This window comes from Streptomyces sp. NPDC050703, from assembly GCF_040654435.1.
GTDB lineage: Bacteria > Actinomycetota > Actinomycetes > Streptomycetales > Streptomycetaceae > Streptomyces.
In genome coordinates this window covers 245,628-266,624 of record NZ_JBFAHX010000006.1, presented here as the reverse complement: position 1 = coordinate 266,624, position 20,997 = coordinate 245,628, and the positions used below count along the sequence as shown (strand labels likewise).

17 protein-coding genes are annotated in these 20,997 nt (G+C 70.9%); 11 read left to right on the top strand and 6 right to left on the bottom strand.

What is annotated here, in order from left to right; genetic code table 11:
* Positions 1-107 precede the first annotated feature (107 nt).
* Positions 108-1,394: an ATP-dependent Clp protease ATP-binding subunit ClpX gene (gene clpX, locus AB0I16_RS08670; RefSeq protein ID WP_363248570.1), complete on the top strand. Its 1,287-nt coding sequence runs from the start codon at positions 108-110 to the stop codon at positions 1,392-1,394.
* 99 nt (positions 1,395-1,493) lie between these two features.
* Here the strand turns inward: clpX and AB0I16_RS08665 are convergent, their stop codons facing one another.
* The 4 genes from AB0I16_RS08665 to AB0I16_RS08650 all read right to left on the bottom strand — a co-directional run bounded on the left by AB0I16_RS08665 (position 1,494) and on the right by AB0I16_RS08650 (position 5,427).
* Positions 1,494-2,213 (bottom strand): hypothetical protein, encoded by a 720-nt coding sequence (locus AB0I16_RS08665; protein ID WP_363248569.1) that lies wholly within the window; start codon positions 2,211-2,213, stop codon positions 1,494-1,496.
* Positions 2,210-3,145, bottom strand: coding sequence for a hypothetical protein (locus AB0I16_RS08660; protein ID WP_363248568.1), 936 nt, complete (start codon positions 3,143-3,145; stop codon positions 2,210-2,212). Before AB0I16_RS08660 ends, AB0I16_RS08665 begins: the two co-directional genes overlap by 4 nt.
* Positions 3,146-3,253: 108 nt before the next feature.
* Complete coding sequence (locus AB0I16_RS08655) at positions 3,254-4,300, bottom strand: hypothetical protein (protein ID WP_363248567.1); 1,047 nt, start codon at positions 4,298-4,300, stop codon at positions 3,254-3,256.
* 206 nt (positions 4,301-4,506) lie between these two features.
* Positions 4,507-5,427, bottom strand: coding sequence for a hypothetical protein (locus tag AB0I16_RS08650; RefSeq protein WP_363248566.1), 921 nt, complete (start codon positions 5,425-5,427; stop codon positions 4,507-4,509).
* 137 nt (positions 5,428-5,564) lie between these two features.
* On the opposite strand from AB0I16_RS08650, the gene AB0I16_RS08645 reads away from it, so the two are divergent.
* Positions 5,565-8,216 carry a valine--tRNA ligase gene (locus tag AB0I16_RS08645; protein WP_363248565.1) on the top strand — a complete coding sequence of 884 codons (2,652 nt, stop codon included), beginning with the start codon at positions 5,565-5,567 and terminating at the stop codon, positions 8,214-8,216.
* Positions 8,217-8,362: 146 nt separating this feature from the next.
* Here the strand turns inward: AB0I16_RS08645 and AB0I16_RS08640 are convergent, their stop codons facing one another.
* Positions 8,363-9,013: a hypothetical protein gene (locus AB0I16_RS08640; protein WP_363248564.1), complete on the bottom strand. Its 651-nt coding sequence runs from the start codon at positions 9,011-9,013 to the stop codon at positions 8,363-8,365.
* Between the two features lie 109 nt (positions 9,014-9,122).
* Entirely contained in the window at positions 9,123-10,133 is a 1,011-nt protein-coding gene (locus AB0I16_RS08635; RefSeq protein WP_363248563.1) for a rod shape-determining protein, read from the bottom strand.
* Positions 10,134-10,288: 155 nt separating this feature from the next.
* On the opposite strand from AB0I16_RS08635, the gene AB0I16_RS08630 reads away from it, so the two are divergent.
* The 9 genes from AB0I16_RS08630 to AB0I16_RS08590 all read left to right on the top strand — a co-directional run bounded on the left by AB0I16_RS08630 (position 10,289) and on the right by AB0I16_RS08590 (position 20,904).
* A complete protein-coding gene (locus tag AB0I16_RS08630) occupies positions 10,289-11,827 on the top strand; it encodes a folylpolyglutamate synthase/dihydrofolate synthase family protein (RefSeq protein WP_363248562.1) in 1,539 nt (512 codons plus the stop codon).
* A 6-nt stretch (positions 11,828-11,833) separates the two neighbouring features.
* Positions 11,834-12,199, top strand: a complete 366-nt coding sequence (locus AB0I16_RS08625; RefSeq protein ID WP_363248561.1) for a DUF4233 domain-containing protein — start codon at positions 11,834-11,836, stop codon at positions 12,197-12,199.
* A 68-nt stretch (positions 12,200-12,267) separates the two neighbouring features.
* Complete coding sequence (ndk, locus tag AB0I16_RS08620; RefSeq protein ID WP_055702325.1) at positions 12,268-12,681, top strand: nucleoside-diphosphate kinase; 414 nt, start codon at positions 12,268-12,270, stop codon at positions 12,679-12,681.
* A gap of 305 nt (positions 12,682-12,986) precedes the next feature.
* Complete coding sequence (locus AB0I16_RS08615; protein ID WP_030362602.1) at positions 12,987-14,006, top strand: rod shape-determining protein; 1,020 nt, start codon at positions 12,987-12,989, stop codon at positions 14,004-14,006.
* A 165-nt stretch (positions 14,007-14,171) separates the two neighbouring features.
* Positions 14,172-15,188 (top strand): rod shape-determining protein MreC, encoded by a 1,017-nt coding sequence (mreC, locus tag AB0I16_RS08610; RefSeq protein ID WP_363248560.1) that lies wholly within the window; start codon positions 14,172-14,174, stop codon positions 15,186-15,188.
* 13 nt (positions 15,189-15,201) lie between these two features.
* Positions 15,202-15,873, top strand: coding sequence for a rod shape-determining protein MreD (mreD, locus tag AB0I16_RS08605; protein ID WP_363248559.1), 672 nt, complete (start codon positions 15,202-15,204; stop codon positions 15,871-15,873).
* Entirely contained in the window at positions 15,870-18,044 is a 2,175-nt protein-coding gene (mrdA, locus tag AB0I16_RS08600; RefSeq protein ID WP_363248558.1) for a penicillin-binding protein 2, read from the top strand. Before mreD ends, mrdA begins: the two co-directional genes overlap by 4 nt.
* A gap of 3 nt (positions 18,045-18,047) precedes the next feature.
* Positions 18,048-19,247, top strand: a complete 1,200-nt coding sequence (rodA, locus tag AB0I16_RS08595; RefSeq protein ID WP_363248557.1) for a rod shape-determining protein RodA — start codon at positions 18,048-18,050, stop codon at positions 19,245-19,247.
* A gap of 43 nt (positions 19,248-19,290) precedes the next feature.
* Complete coding sequence (locus AB0I16_RS08590; RefSeq protein WP_363248556.1) at positions 19,291-20,904, top strand: CYTH and CHAD domain-containing protein; 1,614 nt, start codon at positions 19,291-19,293, stop codon at positions 20,902-20,904.
* The last annotated feature ends 93 nt before the right edge of the window (positions 20,905-20,997 follow it).

Here is a 20,997-nt window from a genome sequence, read left to right as displayed (position 1 = left end):
AACCGTGCCAAGGGGGGCCCGTACGGGGCCTCCGGCAAGGTACCGTCGGATATGAGGCACCAGGAGCCGCTGAACGTGGCGTCTCCCAGGCGAAGGGGAAGCACCTCGTGGCACGCATCGGTGACGGCGGCGATCTGCTCAAGTGCTCGTTCTGCGGAAAGAGTCAGAAGCAGGTCAAGAAGCTCATCGCAGGCCCCGGTGTGTACATCTGCGACGAGTGCATCGACCTCTGTAACGAGATCATCGAGGAAGAGCTCGCGGAGACGAGCGAGGTGCGCTGGGAGGAACTGCCCAAGCCTCGCGAGATCTACGAATTCCTTGAGGGCTACGTGGTGGGCCAGGAGCCCGCGAAGAAGGCCCTCTCGGTAGCGGTGTACAACCACTACAAGCGCGTCCAGGCCGGTGAGAACGGCGGCGCGCAGGGCCGTGACGACGCGATCGAACTCGCGAAGTCCAACATCCTCCTGCTCGGCCCGACCGGCTCCGGCAAGACGCTGCTGGCGCAGACGCTCGCCCGCATGCTGAACGTCCCGTTCGCCATCGCGGACGCGACGGCGCTGACGGAGGCGGGCTATGTCGGCGAGGACGTCGAGAACATCCTGCTCAAGCTCATCCAGGCCGCTGACTACGACGTCAAGAAGGCCGAGACGGGCATCATCTACATCGACGAGATCGACAAGGTCGCCCGCAAGAGCGAGAACCCGTCGATCACGCGCGACGTCAGCGGTGAGGGCGTCCAGCAGGCCCTGCTCAAGATCCTGGAGGGCACCACGGCCTCCGTCCCGCCGCAGGGCGGCCGCAAGCACCCGCACCAGGAATTCATCCAGATCGACACGACGAACGTGCTCTTCATCGTGGGCGGCGCCTTCGCCGGCCTCGAAAAGATCATCGAGTCGCGGGCGGGCGCGAAGGGCATCGGCTTCGGCGCCACCATCCGCTCCAAGCGCGAGATGGAGGAGAAGGACCAGTTCGAGGACATCATGCCGGAGGACCTGGTGAAGTTCGGGATGATCCCCGAGTTCATCGGCCGCCTCCCCGTGATCACCTCGGTCCACAACCTCGACCGCGAGGCCCTGCTCCAGATCCTCGTCGAGCCGCGCAACGCCCTGGTGAAGCAGTACCAGCGCCTGTTCGAACTCGACGGCGTGGAGCTGGACTTCGAGCGCGAGGCCCTTGAGGCCATCGCGGACCAGGCGATCCTCCGCCAGACCGGCGCGCGCGGCCTGCGCGCCATCATGGAGGAGGTCCTCCAGTCGGTGATGTACGAGGTGCCGTCCCGCAAGGACGTCGCCCGCGTCGTCATCACGGCGGACGTCGTCCGTTCGAACGTGAACCCCACGCTGGTGCCGCGTGACGCACGCGGTTCCGGTGCCGGGGAGATGAAGTCCGCTTAGGCGGAAGCAGTACGAGACGGGGGCGCCCCGCGGCCGACCGGCCGCGGGGCGCCTTCGTGTCGTGCGTGTGGCGTGCGTGTGGCCCTTCGCCGTCCGGTGCTACTTCGCCTCGACGCGGACGTCGGCGCGCAGCTCGGCGGTCAGCTTCGCGGTGGCGGCCAGGGAGGGCTTCTCGCCGCGGGCGGCGGCCGCCGCGTCGGTGGGGGAGACGTAGCCGACGGTGCTGTGGTCGCCCCAGACGCACATCGGGTTCTGGTAGGTCTTCTCCTCGCCGCCGTCCTCACCGGCCGCCGGGTTCGGACCGCTGGTCCGGAACTCCGACGTCTGGCACTTCATGATCCCGTTCTCGAAGCCGGCCGGCGTGAACTCCTCGGGGCTGCCGACGTAGGTCGCGGCGCCGTCGCTCTCCGCCGCCTGCCGTTCCATCTCGGCGAACAGCGCGTCCACGACCTTCTCGGGGTCCTCGACCTCGCCGTGGACGCCGGAGTACGAGACCGAACGCTGACCGGTGCCCTTCCCTGCCACGTACATGGCGGTGACGGCCTCGGGGTGGGCGACGCCGAGGCTCTTCATGCCCTTCAGCTCGCCGCTGCGGACGGCGATGCCGCCGATGGAGTCGACCTTCTCGTACGCGCCGCCGAGGACGGTCGCGGGCGCCGTCAGCTCGTACGTCCTGCCGTCGTCGGCGACGGAACCGCCGCCGCCGTCGCCGTCGCTCCCGCCGAGGAGCCGGCAGCCGCCGAGGGCCGCCATGGCCACGATGAGCGCGGCGCCGACGCACGCTCCGCTCCGTCCTCTGCCTGCTCTGTCGCCCGTCACAGCTTGACGCGCACCTCCTCGCGGACCTTGAGGGCGGTGGCCGAGGCGTCGTCGAGCGACACCTTGCCCGCCATGGCGTCGGCGACCTCGACGGGGACCACGACGGCGACGGTGCTGTGGTCGCCCCACATGCAGACCGGCATGCGGATCTCCTTGGGGGCCGAGGTGCCGGGGTTGTCGTTCTTGATCACGGATTCCTGGCACTTGAGGACTGCGTCGTCCGTGCTGAAGTCCTTCACGGGTCCGACCAGGCTGCCCGTCTCCGTGCTGCTCTTCTCGGAGTCCTTCTTGATCTTGGCGAACATGCCGTCGACGACCTTCTCGGGGTCCTCGATCTCGCCGTAGACCCCCATGTACTGAATGGCCTTCTGCGCCAGCGGGTTGCTGTCGTCGCCCGTCTCGTACGCGGCGTTGACGTCCTTGGGGTCCTTCACGCCGGCCTTCTCCGCCGCGGCGATGTCGCTGGAGTTGAAGCCGTCGTCGCTCCCGCCCTCCTGCTTCTCGTAGTCGCCGAGGACCGTGGCGGGCGCGGTCAGCCTGTGCGGGCCGTCGTCCGTGACCGAGGAGGAGCCGCCGCCGTCGCTGCCGCCGAGGACGAAGTACGCGCCGACGCCGATCGCGGCCACCACGGCGACCGCGCCGACGACGATCCCGGCCTTCTTCCCGCCGCCGCCCCCGACGGGCGGCGGGGGCGGCACCTGGCCGTAGCCGCCCTGCTGCGGGGGATGGCCGTAGCCGGGCTGGGCCGGCGGGGCCTGCTGGGGGTAGCCGTAGCCGTAGCCGGGCTGCGGTGGGGGCGCCTGCTGGGGGTAGCCGTAGCCGGGCTGGGGGGCCTGCGGCGGCCGGCCGTAGGGCCCCGGCTGCTGCGGCGGGCCGTACGGGCCCGGCTGCTGGGGCCCGCCGCCGTACGGACCCGGCTGGTTGTGGCTCATCGCGTGACTTCCCCTTCGGAGCGTTCGTGTGCTGCCGACATCCTGCACGCAGGGGCCCCGGTCGGCAGACCGGGGCCCCGCGTTCCTTCGGCGTGCGGTGGGGTGGTGTCAGAGCTTGACGCGCACGTCCTTGCGGAGCTCGGCGGAGTTCGTCGCGGCCTCGTCGAGGTCGACGGACGTGCCGGAAAGGGCGCTCGCCACGTCCGTGCCGACGACGTAGCCGATGGTGCTGTGGTCGCCCCAGATGCACGTCGACGCGGACATGCCCTTGGAACCGGAGGAGCCGGCCGTGGTGCCCGAGGTGCCGGCGCCGCCGCTGATGTCGACCTTCATCTCCTGGCACTTGAGCACGGCACCGTCGAGTCCGCTCGGCGTGTACTCCTTGGGGCTGCCCACCAGCGTGACCTTCCCGCCGCCCGCGGTGGCGCCCTTCTGCTGCTCCTTCTCGGCGTTGGCGAACATCTTGTCGACGACGCCCTCGGGGTCCGCGATCTCGCCGTAGACGCCGCCGAAGCTCAGGATCTTCTGGGCCATCGGGTTGTCCTCGCTGCCCGACTTGTACTGGGCCGACACGTCCTTGGCGTTCTTCACCCCGGCCGCCTCGGCCTTGTCGAGGTCGACGCCGCTGGAGTCGGAGGCGCTGCCGGGCTCCTTCTTGTAGTCCACGAGGACCGTCTCCGGCGTCGTGAGCTTGTGCGGGCCGTCGTCCTTGACGCCGCCGTCGTCGCCCCCGCCGCCCGCGACGTTCGACGAGCCGCCGTTCTTGCCGCCCTTGTCGTCACCGCCGGTGAAGGCGAAGTAGCCGCCGACCGCCGCCGCGGCGACCACGACGACCGAGGCGATGATGAGGCCGGCCTTCTTGCCGCCGCCTCCGCCCGGCGGCGGGGGCGGCACCTGGCCGGGGAACTGGCCCGGCCCCTGCCCGTAGGCGCCGGGCTGCTGGGGCTGGCTGTAGCCCTGCTGCGGGGCCTGCTGCGGGTGGCCGTAGCCCTGCGGGGGCTGCTGCGGCGGGGGTGCCTGCTGGGGGTAGCCGTAGCCGGGCTGCGGGGCCTGCGGCGGCTGGCCGTAGGGGCCGGGCTGCTGCGGCTGCTGGCCGTAGGGACCGGGCTGCTGGGGTTGCTGCCCGCCGTACGGGCCCGGCTGGTTGTAGCTCATTACTGGGGTTCCCTCCCGATGCTTATGTCTGACGAACATCCTGTCGGACACGGGGAGGGCGCGGGGCGGCCGGACCGGATCGATGCGCAGTTGTTGAAGGGCTGTACCAGAGACCGGACCTGACGTCCGGCGCACCGGGGCCCGGGAGCACGCGGCGCTCCCGGGCCCTTCGTCCACGTACGTTCATGTACGGGCGCGGCGCGCGCTCACGCCTTGACGCGGGCCGCCTCGCGCAGGTCGGTGGCGAACCGCGCCACGTCGTCCGTGGGGATGCCGTCGCCGCCCTTGAGCATCGCGGCGACGTCGAGGCCGAAGACGATGCCGTACGTGCTGTGGTCGGCCCACATGCAGATCGGCAGCTTCGTCTCCTTGTCGCCCTCCTTGATGGCGGCCGACTGGCACTTCATGACGGCGTTGTCGAGGCCGTCGGGCTCCACGGTCTCGGGCTCGCCGACGAGCCGGAACTCCTCCGGGTCGCCCGCGTCGCCGCCCGACTCCTTCTCGGCGTTCTCCTTGGCCTTGGCGAAACCGTCGTCGACGGACTTCTCCGGGTCGTCGATCTGGCCGTACATGCCCTGGAAGCTCATCTGCTTCCCCTTGAAGGCCTCTCCCACCTGGTAGGCAGCCGCCACGTTCCGCGGGTTCTCGATGCCGATCTCCTCGGCGCTCTTCTTGTCGCCGGAGCCGAGCGGGCCGTCGTCGGGCGTGTCGCTGTCCCTGTCGCTCTTCTTGTACTCGCCCACCGAGGCCGGCGGCACCAGCTTGTGCGCCCCGTCGTCCTCGACCGAGGCGGAGCCGCCGCCCCCGCCGAAGACGAAGTACGCACCGACACCGATGGCCGCGACCACGGCCACGGCGCCTATGACCAGGCCGGTCTTCTTCCTGCCGCCGCCGGACGGCGGGGGCGGCGGCGGGACCTGCCCGTAGGGGGCCTGGGGCTGCTGCCCGTAGGGGCCCGGCTGCTGCGGCTGGCTGTAGCCGGGCTGCGGGGGCTGCTGGGGCTGCTGGGGGTAGCCGTAGCCGGGCTGCTGCTGCGGCGGGCCGTACGGCCCCGGTTGCTGCGGCTGTCCGTACGGCCCCGGTTGCTGGGGCGGCTGCCCGTACGGCCCCGGCTGGTTGTCGCTCATGGTGTGGGTCCCCCCTGGGAACGCTGATGTGTTCCGGACATCCTGAACGAAGCCATGGCCCCTTGGGGGCCCCGGTGACAACCGTTACCGAAGATTCCGGTTTCGGGACCGCTCGGTCACCCCTCTAAACTGGCCGCGTGACCGAGAACGCTCAGCAGCAGCCCCCAGCGACCACCCCCGAACTGCCGACCCAGTACGCGCCGGCCGAGGTAGAGGGGCCGCTGTACGAGCGCTGGGTGGAACGGGGTTACTTCTCCGCCGACGAGAAGAGCGAGAAGCCTCCGTACACCGTCGTCATCCCCCCGCCGAACGTCACGGGCGCGCTCCACCTGGGCCACGCCTTCGAGCACACGCTGATCGACGCCCTCACCCGCCGCAAGCGCATGCAGGGCCACGAGACGCTCTGGCAGCCCGGCATGGACCACGCGGGCATCGCCACGCAGAACGTGGTGGAGCGCGAGCTGGGCAAGGAGGGCAAGTCCCGCCACGACCTCGGGCGCGAGGCGTTCATCGAGCGCGTCTGGAAGTGGAAGGGCGAGTCCGGCGGCCAGATCTCCGGGCAGATGCGCCGCCTCGGCGACGGCGTCGACTGGGACCGCGAGCGCTTCACCATGGACGAGGGCCTCTCGCAGGCCGTCCAGACCATCTTCAAGAAGCTCTACGACGACGAGCTGATCTACCGCGCCGAGCGCATCATCAACTGGTGCCCCCGCTGCCTCACGGCGATCTCGGACATCGAGGTCGAGTACCAGGACGACGACGGCGAGCTGGTGTCGATCACGTACGGCGAGGGGGACGAGACGCTCGTCGTCGCCACCACCCGCGCCGAGACGATGCTCGGTGACACCGCCGTGGCGGTCCACCCCGAGGACGAGCGGTACAAGCACCTCGTCGGCAAGCAGATCAAGCTGCCGCTGACCGACCGCACCATCCCCGTCGTCGCCGACGAGCACGTCGACCCCGAGTTCGGCACCGGCGCCGTCAAGGTGACCCCGGCGCACGACCCGAACGACTTCGAGATCGGCCGGCGCCACTCCCTGCCGAACATCGCGGTGATGGACGAGCACGCCGTGATCACCGCGCACGGTCCCTTCCAGGGCCTGGACCGCCTGGAGGCCCGTTCCGCCATCGTCGGCGCCCTGCGCGCCGAGGGCCGCATCGTCGCCGAGAAGCGCCCGTACACCCACTCGGTCGGCCACTGCTCCCGCTGCAAGACCACCATCGAGCCGCGCCTGTCGTTGCAGTGGTGGGTCAAGGTCGGCCCGCTCGCCAAGGCCGCGGGCGACGCGGTCCGCGACGGCAAGGTCAAGATCCACCCGCAGGAGATGGAGAAGCGCTACTTCGACTGGGTCGACAACCTCCACGACTGGTGCATCTCGCGCCAGCTCTGGTGGGGCCACCGCATCCCGGTCTGGTACGGGCCGAACGGCGAGGTCGTCTGCGTCGGACCCGACGACGAGGCCCCGACGGGCGAGGGCTGGACGCAGGACAACGACGTGCTCGACACGTGGTTCTCCTCCGGCCTGTGGCCGTTCTCCACGCTCGGCTGGCCCGAGCGGACCGAGAGCCTCGCGAAGTTCTACCCGAACTCCGTCCTGGTCACCGGCTACGACATCCTCTTCTTCTGGGTCGCCCGGATGATGATGTTCGGCCTGTACGCGATGGACGGCACCCCGCCGTTCCACACGATCGTGCTGCACGGCATGGTCCGCGACCAGTTCGGCAAGAAGATGTCGAAGTCCTTCGGCAACGCGGTCAACCCGCTGGACTGGATGGACAAGTACGGCTCGGACGCCCTGCGCTTCACCCTCGCCCGCGGCGCCAACCCCGGCACGGACGTGCCGATCGGCGAGGACTGGGTCCAGGGCTCGCGCAACTTCGCCAACAAGATCTGGAACGCCACGCGCTTCGCGATGATGAACGGCGCCACGATCGAGGGCGACCTGCCCCCGGCCGAGGAACTGTCCGCCACCGACCGCTGGGTGCTCTCCCGGCTGAACGCGACGGTCGCCGAGGTCGACGCGCTCTACGACGACTACCAGTTCGCCAAGCTCTCCGACGCCCTCTTCCACTTCGCGTGGGACGAGGTCTTCGACTGGTACGTCGAGCTGTCCAAGACCACCTTCATGGCGGGCGGCGACGGCGCGAAGGTCTCGGCCCGCGTCCTCGGCGAGGTCCTGGACGTCACGCTGCGGCTGCTCCACCCGATCGTCCCGTTCGTGACGGAGACGCTCTGGACGGCGCTGACCGGCGGCGAGTCGCTCGTCATCGCCGACTGGCCCAGCGCTGTGCTGGTTCCTGGGGCCGACGCCCCGGGCGGCTTCCGCGACGCCGGTGCCGAGCGGGAGATCGAGACCCTCCAGCAGGTCATCACCGAGGTCCGCCGCTTCCGCGCCGACCAGGGCCTCCAGCCGGGCCAGAAGGTCCCGGCCCGGCTCACCCTGGACGGCACGGCGCTCGCCCCGCACGAGGCGGCCATCCGCCAGCTGCTCCGCCTCCAGCCGGAGGGCGACGGCTTCACGGCCACCGCCACGCTGCCGGTCTCGGGCGCCACCGTCGCGCTCGACCTGTCCGGCACGATCGACGTGGCCGCCGAGCGCAAGCGCCTGGCCAAGGACCTGGCCGCCGCCGAGAAGGAGAAGGCGCAGGCCACGGCCAAGCTCGGCAACGAGGCGTTCCTCGCCAAGGCCCCCGACAACGTGGTCGACAAGATCCGTGGCCGTCTGACCAAGGCGGAGGCCGACATCGCCCGCCTCCAGGCCCAGCTGGAGGCCCTGCCGGCGGCGTGACGCCACCGGCCGCGCGACGCCACCGGCCGCGCGACGGCGCGTGAGGCGTACGGAGCGTTCGAGGCGTACGTGACGGAAGGCCCCCGGAACCCTGTCGGTTCCGGGGGCCTTCGGCGTACCGGCCGGAGGGGCGAAGGGCCGCGCGTTCAGCCCACGCCGTGCGGGTCCCGGGTCCGGTCGTCGCCCGGGGGTGAGGGTGCGACGAGCCCGACCTGCCCCGCCGGTTCCCGGCCGCCCGTCGGCGGCGCGACCAGGCCGAGCCGGTCGAGCTCCGCGTCCGCGAGGGCGTCGAGGGTCTCCGGGTCGCCCTGGCGCCAGCCGCCCGCGAGGCTCCCGACCGTCGAGCCGGGGATCTCCGACGCGGTGACGGCCAGCTCGTCCAGGGGCCGGAGCAGGGAGCGCAGGGCGAGCAGGTCGCGGCCGTCCTCCGAGGCGGCGAGGTCCCGGGCCGCGCCCGCCTGCCGGACCCAGCGGAGCCTGCGCGGCAGCCAGACCGCGAGGAGCACGCCGACCGGTACGGCGAAGAGGGCGAGGGCGCCCACGGTCACGCCGACGCGGACGAGCACCGGGTGCATGCCGTCGACGGCGTCCGACACGCGCCGCACGGCGCCGTCGACGCTCCCGCCGATCAGCGGGAGGGGCGTCCGGTGCTCCCGCAATGCCCGGGGGAGGGCGAGGGAACAGGTGAGCCGGTAGCTGATGACGGCGGCGGCGGCCCACAGCGCGGTCCACAGGAAGACCACGGCGTCACCGACGAGCTGATGGGTCCTTCGCGCGGAATTCTGGGCATACCACATGGTCAGATTTGACCCATGATGTGCTCGGGATGCCGTGAGCCGCGCGGTAACCGGTGCCGCTAATCACCGCATCAGGGTCATTGGGTCTCATAAGTGAGACGAATGACCCCTAGGCGGCCGATGTGGCCTTCGCCAGGCCGTCGAAGTCCTCCACGCACTTGCCGCAGCCCTGCGCGACGCTGTCCAGCGGGTCCTCGGCCGCGAAGACCGGGATGCCGGTGGCGGAGGCGATCCGCAGGTCGAGGCCGGGCAGGAGGGCGCCGCCGCCGGTCAGGATGATGCCGTGCTCCATGATGTCGCCGGACAGCTCGGGCGGGCACTCCTCCAGCGTCACGCGGACGGCGGCGATGATCTGCTCCACCGGCTCGTCGAGGGCCGAGCGGACCTCGCGCACCGTCAGGTCCAGGGTCTTCGGCAGCCCGCCCACCTTCTCCCGGCCCCGCACGGTGAACGTCCGCTGCTCGAACTCCTCTTCGCCGGGCACCGGCCACGCCGAGCCGATGGCGACCTTGATGTCCTCGGCGGTGCGCTCGCCCACGAGCAGCCCGTGCTGCTTGCGCACGAAGTCGGTGATCGCCTGGTCGAAGCGGTCCCCGCCCACCCGCAGCGACTGGGCCGTGACGATGCCGCCGAGCGAGACGACGGCGACCTCGGTGGTGCCGCCGCCGATGTCGACGACCATCGAGCCGCGCGGCTCGGCGACCGGAAGGCCCGCCCCGATCGCGGCGGCCATCGGCTCCTCGATGAGGTGCACGGCCTTCGCACCCGCCCGCTGCGCGGCGTGCACGATGGCCCGCCGCTCGACGGGCGTCACCCCGCTGGGCACGCACACGACCATCCGGGTGCGGGGGCGCCGGCCCGCGAGGGCCTTGCGCACGAAGTGCCTGATCATCTCCTCGGCGGCCTCGTAGTCGCTGATCACGCCGTCCCGCAGCGGCCGGATCGCGGTGATGGACCCGGGGGTCCGCCCGATCGTCTCCTTGGCCTCGGTCCCGACGGCGAGCACCCCGCCCTTGCCGCCCTCCCGCACGGCGACCACGGACGGCTCGTTGAGCACGATGCCCTTGCCGCGTACGTAGAGAAGGGTGTTCGCCGTGCCGAGGTCGATGCCTATGTCCATGATCGCCAAGTTTGCCCGGCGGTCCAGCGAAGCGGAGGGACCTTGGTCCCGAATCGGACGGGCCGAAGGTCCCGACGAGGGCCGCTCCCTCCACCTCGGGCGCCCCGGGCGGGGCCTGCCCGCGCGTGTCGGTGCCGCTCCGTAGACTGGCGTACGTGAGTGACCTCCCCCCGCACGACGACGACCGACCCATCGAGCCCACCGGGCCCGCCGACGCCTCAGACGCCTTCGAGGACATCGTCGGTGCCGAGACCGACCGGGACCCCGACCTCGCCGTGATCGAGGCGGGCAGCCGCACCCTGCGCACCCAGGCGGGCCCGCCGCAGGGCGACATCCCCGCGCGCCCCACCGATCCCGAGGTGGACAAGGCGCTGCGCGAGGTGGAGGCCGAGCTCGCCGGACGCTGGGGCGAGACGAAGCTGGAGCCCTCCGTCAGCCGCATCGCCGCGCTGATGGACGTCCTGGGCGAGCCCCAGCGGGCGTACCCCTCGATCCACATCACGGGGACGAACGGCAAGACGTCCACGGCCCGGATGATCGAGGCCCTGTTCTCCGCCTTCGAGCTGCGCACCGGGCGGTACACCTCGCCCCACGTGCAGTCGATCACCGAGCGCATCAGCCTGGACGGCGCCCCCATCGAGGCGGAGCGCTTCGTCGAGGCGTACCACGACATCAAGCCGTACGTGGAGCTGGTCGACGCCAAGGAGGAGTACCGCCTCTCCTTCTTCGAGGTCCTCACCGGCATGGCGTACGCGGCCTTCGCCGACGCCCCGGTGGACGTGGCCGTCGTCGAGGTCGGCATGGGCGGCAGCTGGGACGCGACGAACGTCATCGACGGCTCCGTCGCCGTCGTGACCCCCATCGACCTGGACCACACCGACCGCCTCGGCTCCACGCCGGCCGAGATCGCCGCCGAGAAGTCCGGGATCATCAAGCAGGACGCGACAGTCATCCTCGCCCAGCAGCCGGTGGACGCCGCGCAGGTGCTCCTGAAGAAGGCCGTCGAGGTCGACGCGACCGTCGCCCGCCAGGGCCTGGAGTTCGGCGTCGTGTCCCGGCAGGTCGCGGTCGGCGGCCAGCTGATGACACTGCGCGGACTCGGCGGGGAGTACGAAGAGGTGTTCCTGCCCCTGCACGGCGAGCACCAGGCGCACAACGCCTCGGTCGCGCTCGCGGCCGTGGAGGCGTTCTTCGGCATCGGCGCGCAGCACGCGCGCCCGCTCGACATCGACGTGGTCCGCAAGGCCTTCGCGTCGGTCGCTTCGCCCGGCCGCCTGGAGGTCGTGCGCCGCTCGCCCACCATCGTCCTGGACGCCGCGCACAACCCGGCGGGCGCGCGGGCCGCGGCGGCGGGCGTCAGCGAGGCCTTCGACTTCAGCAACCTCATCGGCGTGGTCGGCGCGAGCGACGACAAGGACGTCAGGGGGTTCCTGGAGGCCTTCGAGCCGATCTTCGCCGAGGTCGTCGTCACGCAGAACAGCAGCCACCGCGCGATGGACGCGGACGACCTGGCCGCCATCGCCGTCGAGGTCTTCGGCGACGACCGGGTCCAGGTCGAGCCGCGGCTCCCGGACGCCCTGGAGGCCGCGATCACCCTGGCCGAGGACGAGGGGGAGTTCGCGGGCGCCGGCGTCCTCGTCACCGGTTCCGTCATCACGGTCGGCGAGGCCCGGCTGCTCCTCGGGAGGGGCTGACCCCTTATGCGTACGCTCTGCGCTTCGACCCTGATCGGCGAGTTCTTCGTCATCGGCTTCGCGGGTCTCGTCGCCATGAAGGACCCGGACCTGTCGATGGGCACGGTCTGGACGGTCTGCGGCATCGCGATGCTGCTCTCGGTGCTGCTCTGCGGTGTCATCACCAGGCCCGGCGGGGTGCAGCTCGGCTGGGCCCTGCAGATCGGGCTGATCGCGAGCGGCTTCGCGGTCCCCGCGATGTTCTTCATGGGTGCGGTGTTCGCCGCCCTGTGGTGGGCCTCGGTGCACTTCGGACGCCAGATCGACGAGGCGAAGGCCCGGTTCGCGGCCATGGCGGACGGCCCGGCGGAGGCCGGAGGTAACACCGCGTAGCCGCCCCCGGTATCGTGCGGGCCATCCCACCTGATCGTAAAGATCGTGAAAACACTTTGGAGCCGCACATGAGCCAGCGCACCCTCGTCCTGCTGAAGCCCGACGCAGTCCGTCGCGGCCTGATCGGCGAGATCATCGGCCGCATCGAGCGCAAGGCGGGCTGGACGATCTCCGCGCTGGAGCTGCGTTCGCTGGACCAGGACACCCTGGAGCAGCACTACGGCGAGCACAAGGGCAAGCCCTTCTACGAGCCGCTGGTCGCCTTCATGTCGTCCGGTCCCGTCGTCGCGCTCGTCGTCGAGGGCGAGCGGGTCATCGAGGGCGTGCGCGCGCTGGCCGGGCCGACCGACCCGATCGCCGCGGCGCCGGGCTCGATCCGCGGCGACTTCGGCACCATCGTCCGGGAGAACCTGATCCACGCCTCGGACTCCGAGGAGTCCGCCGAGCGCGAGCTGAAGATCTTCTTCCCGGGCGTGGCGTGACACATCCCGGCGACGCGCTCTGACAATACGTCAGTAGGAAACCCGCCTGACCTCGGACGGCCGAAGAAATTCGGCCGTCCTTTGGCATATGCACCCCGATCGGGGGAACGCGTGGCCCTTATGGCACGTCTGCATGGGCGAGGCGGCACATCATCTGCTGACAATGGCGAAGACCCTCGCGCCGTCTTCTCGCGGCCGAGACTACGATGGAAGCCTCCACTGCCACACAGCACCCACCTCGCCTACCTAAAAAGCCATCAAACGCTCCAATAGGGAAGGCCAGACGCATCCTCATGGGGAACAACATGTCGTTCATCGGCCGTGACATGGCTGTCGACCTCGGGACCGCCAACACGCTGGTGTACGTCAGGGGTCGGGGGATCGTACTCAACGAGCCGTCCGTCGTCGCGATCAACACCAACACCGGTGGCATCCTCGCGGTCGGCGCGGAAGCGAAGAAGATGATCGGGCGCACGCCCGGCAACATCGTCGCGGTACGTCCGCTGAAGGACGGCGTGATCGCCGACTTCGAGATCACCGAACGCATGCTCCGCTACTTCATCCTGAAGATCCACAAGCGGCGCTACCTCGCCCGTCCGCGCGTCGTCGTCTGCGTGCCCTCCGGCATCACCGGCGTCGAGCGCCGCGCCGTCATCGAGGCCTCGTCGCAGGCCGGCGCGCGCCAGGTGCACATCATCGAGGAGCCCATGGCCGCGGCCATCGGCTCGGGCCTGCCGGTCCACGAGGCCACGGGCAACATGGTGGTCGACATCGGCGGCGGCACCACCGAGGTCGCGGTCATCAGCCTCGGCGGAATCGTCACGGCACAGTCGATCCGCGTCGCGGGCGACGAGCTGGACAACGCGATCATCCAGCACATCAAGAAGGAGTACTCCCTCCTCCTCGGCGAGCGCACGGCCGAGCAGATCAAGATCACCATCGGCTCGGCGTACGACATGGACGCCGACGAGCACACCGAGATCCGCGGCAGGGACCTGGTCTCCGGGCTCCCCAAGACCGTCGTGATCTCCGCCGCCGAGGTCCGCAAGGCCATCGAGGAGCCGGTCAACGCGATCGTCGACGCGGTCAAGACGACCCTCGACAAGTGCCCGCCCGAGCTGTCGGGCGACGTCATGGACCGCGGCATCGTCCTCACCGGCGGCGGCGCCCTGCTGCGCGGTCTCGACGAGCGGCTGCGCCGCGAGACCGGCATGCCGATCCACATCGCCGAGGACCCGCTGGACAGCGTGGCGCTCGGCTCCGGGAAGTGTGTCGAGGAGTTCGAGGCGTTGCAGCAGGTGCTCGACGCCCAGCCGCGCAGATGAACTGACGCGCGAGGATCCGCCGTACGAGTGCCTGCCACTTCGTGCGGCGGATCGTTGATATAGAGGCAAGACAGAAGATTTCCGGCAAGGCACGAGAATTCCCCCGAACTCCGTGGAACACGTAGCTTCCACGTCATTCCGATTGAGGAAGGCACGCCGCCGCACGTGAGGGACACACGAGAGAGCCGGCTGCTCCTGGTGCTGCTGATCGCCATCGCGTTCGCTCTGATCACGGTGGACATCCGCGGAGGCGAGGACTCACCGGTCGACGGTGCCCGCCGGGCCGCCGCCACCGTCTTCGGCCCGGTCGAGGAGGGAATGTCCTCCGCCGTCGACCCGATCGGCAACGCCATCGGCGCGGTCCGCGACTCCGGCGAGCGACACGACCGCATCGCCGAACTGGAGCGCCAGAACGCCGCCTTGAAGGCCAGGCTCGGCAGCGACGACCGCAACCGCAGCAGGGTGCGCCAGCTCGACAGCATGCTCAAGACGGCGGGCGCGGGTCAGTACGGCATCAAGGGCGCCGAGGTCATCGGCATAGGAGCGGCCCAGGGCTTCTCCTGGACCGTCACCATCGACGCCGGCGCCGAGGACGGGCTCAAGCGCGACATGACCGTACTGAACGGCGACGGCCTGGTCGGCCGCGTCACCACCGTCGGCCCGAACACCGCGACCGTCCTGCTCGCCAACGACCCCGACTTCACCGTCGGCACCCGCATGGAGAAGACCGACGAGCTGGGCTTCGCCACCGGCCAGGGCGACCGCCCGCTCTCCGTCCAGCTCCTCAACGGCAAGTCCGAGGTGAAGAAGGGCGACCGCCTGGTCACCTTCGGCTCCCGCAAGGACAAGCCGTTCGTGCCCGGCGTGCCGGTCGGCGAGGTCGTCCGCGTCGACCCCTCCGGCGGCGATCTGACCCGCACCGTCTACGTGAAGCCCTACGTCGGCTTCACCCGGCTCGACATCGTCGGCGTGGTCGTCGAGGCGCCCCGTGAGGACCCGCGCGACACGGTCCTGCCGAAGAAGCCGGAGAAGCCCAAGCCGACGCCGACGGTGACCGTGACGGCCACCCCGTCGGGGAAGCCCGAGGGAGACGGCGCCGCGAATCCGGCGGACGGGGCCGCCGACCCGGCGGACGGTGCGGGCAACCCCGCAGACGGCGCCGCCGACGACGACGAGCAGTAGGAGAGACGGACCCATGCGCTTCAACCGAATCCTGCTCTCCGCCGCGCTGGTCGTCGTCGCCCTGGTGATCCAGGTCAGCGTCCTGGCCCGGCTCCAGCTCCCGGGCGCCGTGCCCGACCTGGTGCTGCTCACCGTCCTCGGGCTCGCCCTGGTCTACGGCCACACCGGCGGCGCCCTCGTCGGCTTCGGCGCGGGCCTCCTCGCCGACCTGGCCCCGCCCGCCGACCACGCCGTGGGGCGCTACGCCCTCGTGCTCTGCGTCATCGGCTACCTCGCGGGCCTCGCGAAGCCGGAGAGCGGCCGGCTGCGCTCCGTCAGCGGCCCGCTCGTCGTGGTCCTCGCCGCCGCCATCGGCTCGACCCTGCTGTACGCGGGCGTCGGCTCCCTGGTCGGGGACACCGCGGCCCGCCACGTGGGCCTGACGGGGCTGCTGTTCACCGCCGCGCTCTACGACCTGCTGCTCGCGCCGTTCACGGTGCCCCTGATCATCGCGCTCGCCAGAAAGGCCGACAACGACCCGCTGGGGGAGAACGGCCCCGCCAACCAGGCGGCCGACGTCACCTCGGGCTGGCTCTCCTCCGGCACCGGCCTGCGCATCGGCAGCCAGCGCGGGGGGCTGCGGATGAAGTCGGCCAAGGCGCGGGCCGCCCGCGCCGGACGCATCAAGGGGGTCAAGCGGCTGTGACGAACATCCCCGAGACGGGACGTACGCCCCGCGTGCAGATCCGTCTGATGATCATTCAGATCCTCGTGGTGTCCCTGCTGCTCACCCTCGGCGGGCGGCTCTGGTACCTCCAGGTCCGCAACGGCGACGAGTACGCCAAGGAGGCCTCGGGCAACCACGTCCAGCAGGTCGTCCAGCCCGCCGTACGCGGCTCGATCCTGGACGCGCGCGGTGTGCCGATCGCGGACAACCAGACCCGCCTCGTCGTCTCCGCGTCCCGCACGGACCTGATGAAGATGAAGGACGACGGCAAGGCGGTCCTCGCCAAGCTCGCCGACGTCCTGGACATGACGGTCCAGGAGGTCGAGGGCAAGGTCCGCCTCTGCGACGCCAAGACGCCGCAGCCCTGCTGGAACGGCTCGCCCTACCAGCCGATCCCGATCACCGACGAGGCCACGCCCAAGCAGGCCCTGCAGATCCGCGAGCGCTCCGAGGACTTCCCCGGCATCACCGCCGAGCCCACCGCCGTGCGCCGCTACGCCGCCCCCGGCAAGTCCAACACCGCGCAGGTGCTCGGCTACCTCTCGCCCGTCACGGACGAGGAGATCAAGAAGGCCGAGGACACCGACTCGCCGTTCCTGCGCTCGGACATGGTGGGCCGCTCCGGTCTCGAACGCACCTACGACAAGCAGTTGCGCGGCAAGGCCGGCGTCACCCGCTACGAGGTCGACAACCTCGGCCGCGTCATCGGCAAGGCCAAGGACGACGAGGCCCAGCCCGGCGCGAACGTCGTCACCAGCATCGACGCGCGCGTGCAGGCGGTCGCCGAGTACTGGCTGAACGACGCGATGAAGAAGGCCCGCAAGGAGCACGACAAGAACACCAACCAGAACTACAAGGCCGACGCGGGCGCCGTCGTCGTCATGGAGAACAAGACGGGACGCGTCGTCTCCATGGCCTCCAACCCGACCTACGACCCGAACGCCTGGGTCGGCGGCATCTCCGGCAAGGACTACACCAGGCTCACCGGCAAGGAGTCCAACTACCCGCTGCTCAACCGCGCCATCCAGGGCCAGGCGGCCCCCGGCTCCATCTTCAAGGTCATCCCGACGGCCGCGGCGGTCAACGCGGGCTACGACTTCCACGCCAGCTACCCCTGCCCGAGTTCGTACTCCATCGGCGGCCAGACCTTCCAGAACTACGAGTCCAAGGGCCACGGCTCCATCAGCCTCGGCAAGGCCCTCGAAGTCTCCTGTGACACCGTCTTCTACAAGCTCTCCCACGACCAGTGGATCAAGGACGGCGGCAACAAGCCGAAGAAGGACGCCAAGGACTGGTTCTACAAGACCGCCCACCAGTTCGGCCTCGGCAAGGAGACCGGCATCGACCTGCCCAACGAGGTCACCGGCCGCGTCCCGGACCGCCAGTGGAAGAAGGACTACTGGAAGGCCAACAAGGACGCCTGGTGCAAGCAGGGCAAGAAGGGCGGCGAGTACGCCGAGCGCATCGCGTACGAGAACTGCCTCGAAGGCATGAAGATGCGCGCCGGTGACTCCGTCAACTACTCCATCGGCCAGGGCGACACCCTCGTCACGCCGATACAGATGGCGACGATCTACTCCGCCATCGCCAACGGCGGCACGATGTACGACCCCACGGTCGGCAAGGCGATCATCAGCGCCGACGGCCGGCAGGTCCAGGAGATCAAGCCGCGCTCCCACGGCAGGCTGCCCATGGACGCCCGGCTCCGCAAGGACATAGACGGTGCCCTCGCCGACGTCGCCACGCGCGGCACGGCCGCCTGGCGGTTCCAGGGATGGCCGCAGGACAAGATCCCCATGCACGCCAAGACCGGTACCGCCGAGGTCTACGGCAAGCAGACCACCTCGTGGTTCGCGACGTACACCAAGGACTACACGATCGTCATGACGATCTCCCAGGGCGGTACGGGCTCCGGCGCCTCCGGCCCCGCCGTCCGCCAGATCTACAACGCCATCTACGGCCTGGACGACGAGGGCAAGCAGGACCTGAAGAAGGCCCTCCTGCCCGAGCCGCAGAAGTCCCTGCCCAAGATCAAGGGCGACGGCTCCATCCACTCCCCGAAGATCAAGCCGTACAAGCCCGCGGCGCCCAAGCCGCCGACGGCTCCACAGGAGCTCGCGGGGCCCCCGGCCGCCTGGAAGCGGGACTGACCCATGGTGACGAACAACGGCTTCTCCGTATCCGGGTACGGCCCCGAGCGCTCCCAGCTGTCACGGCTGCTCGCCCGCGACTCGATGGTGCGCCGGCTCGACTGGGTCATACTGCTCGCCGTGATCGCGCTCTCCGCGATCGGCGCCGCGCTCGTCTACTCCGCGACCCGCGGCCGCACCGAACTGGTCGGCGACGACCCGTACGCCTTCCTCCTCAAGCACCTGCTGAACACCGGCATCGGCTTCGCCCTGATGATCGGCACGGTCTGGCTCGGCCACCGCACCCTGCGCACGGCCGTGCCGATCCTCTACGGCATCTCCGTCTTCCTGGTGCTGCTCGTCCTCACCCCGCTCGGCGCCACCATCAACGGCGCGCACGCGTGGATCGTGCTCGGCGGCGGCTTCTCGCTCCAGCCCTCCGAGTTCGTGAAGATCACGATCATCCTCGGCATGGCCATGCTGCTCGCCGCCCGCGTCGACGCGGGCGACCGCGAGCACCCCGACCACCGCACGGTGGTGCAGGCCCTCGCCCTCGCGGCCGTGCCGATCGCCATCGTCATGCTGATGCCCGACCTCGGCTCGGTCATGGTCATGGTGATGATCGTGCTCGGCGTCCTGCTCGCGTCCGGCGCCTCCAACCGCTGGGTCTTCGGGCTCCTCGGCACCGGCGCGCTCGGCGGCGTCGCCATATGGCAGCTCGGCGTCCTCGACGACTACCAGATCGCCCGCTTCGCCGCCTTCGCCAACCCCGCGCTCGACCCGGCGGGCGTCGGCTACAACACCAACCAGGCGCGCATCGCCATCGGCTCGGGCGGCCTCACCGGCACCGGACTGACCAAGGGCTCCCAGACCACCGGGCAGTTCGTGCCCGAACAGCAGACCGACTTCGTCTTCACCGTCGCCGGCGAGGAACTGGGCTTCGTCGGCGCGGGCGCCATCCTGCTGCTGCTCGGCGTGGTCCTCTGGCGCGCCTGCCGCATCGCCCGCGAGACGACCGAGCTGTACGGCACGATCGTCGCCGCGGGCATCATCGCCTGGTTCGCCTTCCAGTCCTTCGAGAACATCGGGATGACCCTCGGCATCATGCCGGTCGCGGGCCTCCCGCTGCCGTTCGTCAGCTACGGCGGCTCGTCGATGTTCGCCGTATGGGTGGCGGTCGGCCTCCTCCAGTCGATCAAGGTGCAACGCCCCTTGTCGGCCTGAACGCCGCACGTCTAAATCGGTGCTCGGCGGATAGGTTCCGTGCATGGCGGAGACGAAGCGTGAGATCGAGCGGAAGTACGAAGTCGCGGCGGACGCCGAGCTGCCCGACCTGACCGGCGCGGCCGTCGCGGAATCCGTCGACAGGGGCGTCACCGAGCTGGACGCCGTCTACTGGGACACCCCCGACGAGCGGCTGGCCGCCGCCTCCATCACGCTGCGCCGCCGGACCGGCGGCGCGGACGAGGGCTGGCACCTGAAGCTGCCGGTCTCCCTCGCGGAGGGCGTGCGCGACGAGATCCACGAACCGCTCTCCGACACCGTGCCGCGCGCCCTGCTCGGCCTCGTGCGCTCCCGCGTCCGCGAGGCCGAGCCGGTCCCCGTGGTCCGCCTGCTCTCCTCCCGCCGGGTGCACCACCTCCTCGACGCCGAGGGCGCCCTCCTCGCCGAGGTCAGCGTCGACGCGGTCGTCGCCGAACGGCTCACCGACGGCGGCGGCGCGGCCCAGTGGACCGAGCTGGAGGTCGAGCTGGCCGACGGCGCCGACCCCGCGCTCCTCGACAAGGTCGAGAAGAAGCTCAAGAAGGCGGGCGTACGGCGGGCGGGCGCGTCGTCGAAGCTGGGGCGGGCCCTCGCGGAGACGGCACCGGCATCCCGTACGGGGGACGGGGCGGCCCGCACGGCTCCCTCCGAGGGGGCCGTCAGCGGCGGCAAGCGGGCCGGCAAGAGCGAGGCCGTGGCGCAGGCGGTGCGCGAGACCGTGGGCGAGGGGCCCGGCACCGCGGGCGACCACCTCGTCGCCTACCTCCGCGCCCAGCGCGACGCGATCGTCTCCCTCGACCCCGCGGTCCGCCGCGACCTGCCCGACTCCGTGCACCAGATGCGGGTCGCCACGCGCCGGATGCGCAGCGCCTTCACGTCGTACCGGAAGGTCCTCGACCGGACGGTCACCGACCCGCTCGGCGAGGAGCTGAAGTGGCTCGCGGGCGAGCTGGGCGTCGACCGCGACCAGGAGGTCCTCGCCGAGCGGCTCACCACCCGCATCGACGCTCTCCCCAAGACGCTGCTGCTCGGCCCCGTGCACGGCAGGCTCCGCGTCTGGGCCGTGGCCCGTCGCACCGGATCGCGCGGCAGGACCGTCGCCGTGCTCGACGGCGCGCGCTACCTCGCGCTCCTCGACGCCGTCGACGCCCTCGTCGCCGAGCCGCCGCTGCGCCCCGCCGCCGCCAAGCCGCCCGCCGACGTGCTCCCCAAGGCGCTGCTCAAGGACTACGCGCGCCTCGCGGCCCGCGTCGAGCACGCCCTCGGGCTGCCCGCGGGCCAGGAGCGCGACGCCGCCATGCACGACGCCCGCAAGGCCGCCAAGCGGGCCAGGTACGCGGGCGAGGCGGCGACGCCCGCGCTCGGCAAGGCGGCCAAGCGGTTCGCCCGGCGGATGAAGGCCGTGCAGAGCGTCCTCGGCGACCACCAGGACAGCGTGGTCGCCCGCGAGGAGCTGCGGGCCCTCGCCGTCCAGGCCCACCTGGCGGGGGAGAGCGCCTTCAGCTGGGGCCTGCTGTACGGGCAGGAGGAGGCGTCGGCCGCCGACCGCGAGCGGGAACTGCCGCGGGTGTGGGCCGAGGCGTCCCGCCGGAAGCTGCGGGCACCGCTGGGCGGCTGAGCGGCGGCGCTCATGCGGCGGTGCCGCACGGCCGCGCTGCGGCGGCCGTGCGGGAGGACTCCTCAGCCGCGTTAGGCTTGAGGGTCACCCCTG

What these genes read in the sequence shown, in the direction of transcription:
- AB0I16_RS08660 (WP_363248568.1), bottom strand. Translation starts at nt 3,145, where the DNA reads ATGAGCCACAACCAGCCGGGTCCGTACGGCGGCGGGCCCCAGCAGCCG.
- AB0I16_RS08655 (WP_363248567.1), bottom strand. Translation starts at nt 4,300, where the DNA reads ATGAGCTACAACCAGCCGGGCCCGTACGGCGGGCAGCAACCCCAGCAG.
- AB0I16_RS08650 (WP_363248566.1), bottom strand. Translation starts at nt 5,427, where the DNA reads ATGAGCGACAACCAGCCGGGGCCGTACGGGCAGCCGCCCCAGCAACCG.
- AB0I16_RS08640 (WP_363248564.1), bottom strand. Translation starts at nt 9,013, where the DNA reads ATGTGGTATGCCCAGAATTCCGCGCGAAGGACCCATCAGCTCGTCGGT.
- AB0I16_RS08635 (WP_363248563.1), bottom strand. Translation starts at nt 10,133, where the DNA reads ATGGACATAGGCATCGACCTCGGCACGGCGAACACCCTTCTCTACGTA.
- AB0I16_RS08625 (WP_363248561.1), top strand. Translation starts at nt 11,834, where the DNA reads ATGCGTACGCTCTGCGCTTCGACCCTGATCGGCGAGTTCTTCGTCATC.
- ndk (WP_055702325.1), top strand. Translation starts at nt 12,268, where the DNA reads ATGAGCCAGCGCACCCTCGTCCTGCTGAAGCCCGACGCAGTCCGTCGC.
- AB0I16_RS08615 (WP_030362602.1), top strand. Translation starts at nt 12,987, where the DNA reads ATGTCGTTCATCGGCCGTGACATGGCTGTCGACCTCGGGACCGCCAAC.
- mreD (WP_363248559.1), top strand. Translation starts at nt 15,202, where the DNA reads ATGCGCTTCAACCGAATCCTGCTCTCCGCCGCGCTGGTCGTCGTCGCC.
- rodA (WP_363248557.1), top strand. Translation starts at nt 18,048, where the DNA reads ATGGTGACGAACAACGGCTTCTCCGTATCCGGGTACGGCCCCGAGCGC.
- AB0I16_RS08590 (WP_363248556.1), top strand. Translation starts at nt 19,291, where the DNA reads ATGGCGGAGACGAAGCGTGAGATCGAGCGGAAGTACGAAGTCGCGGCG.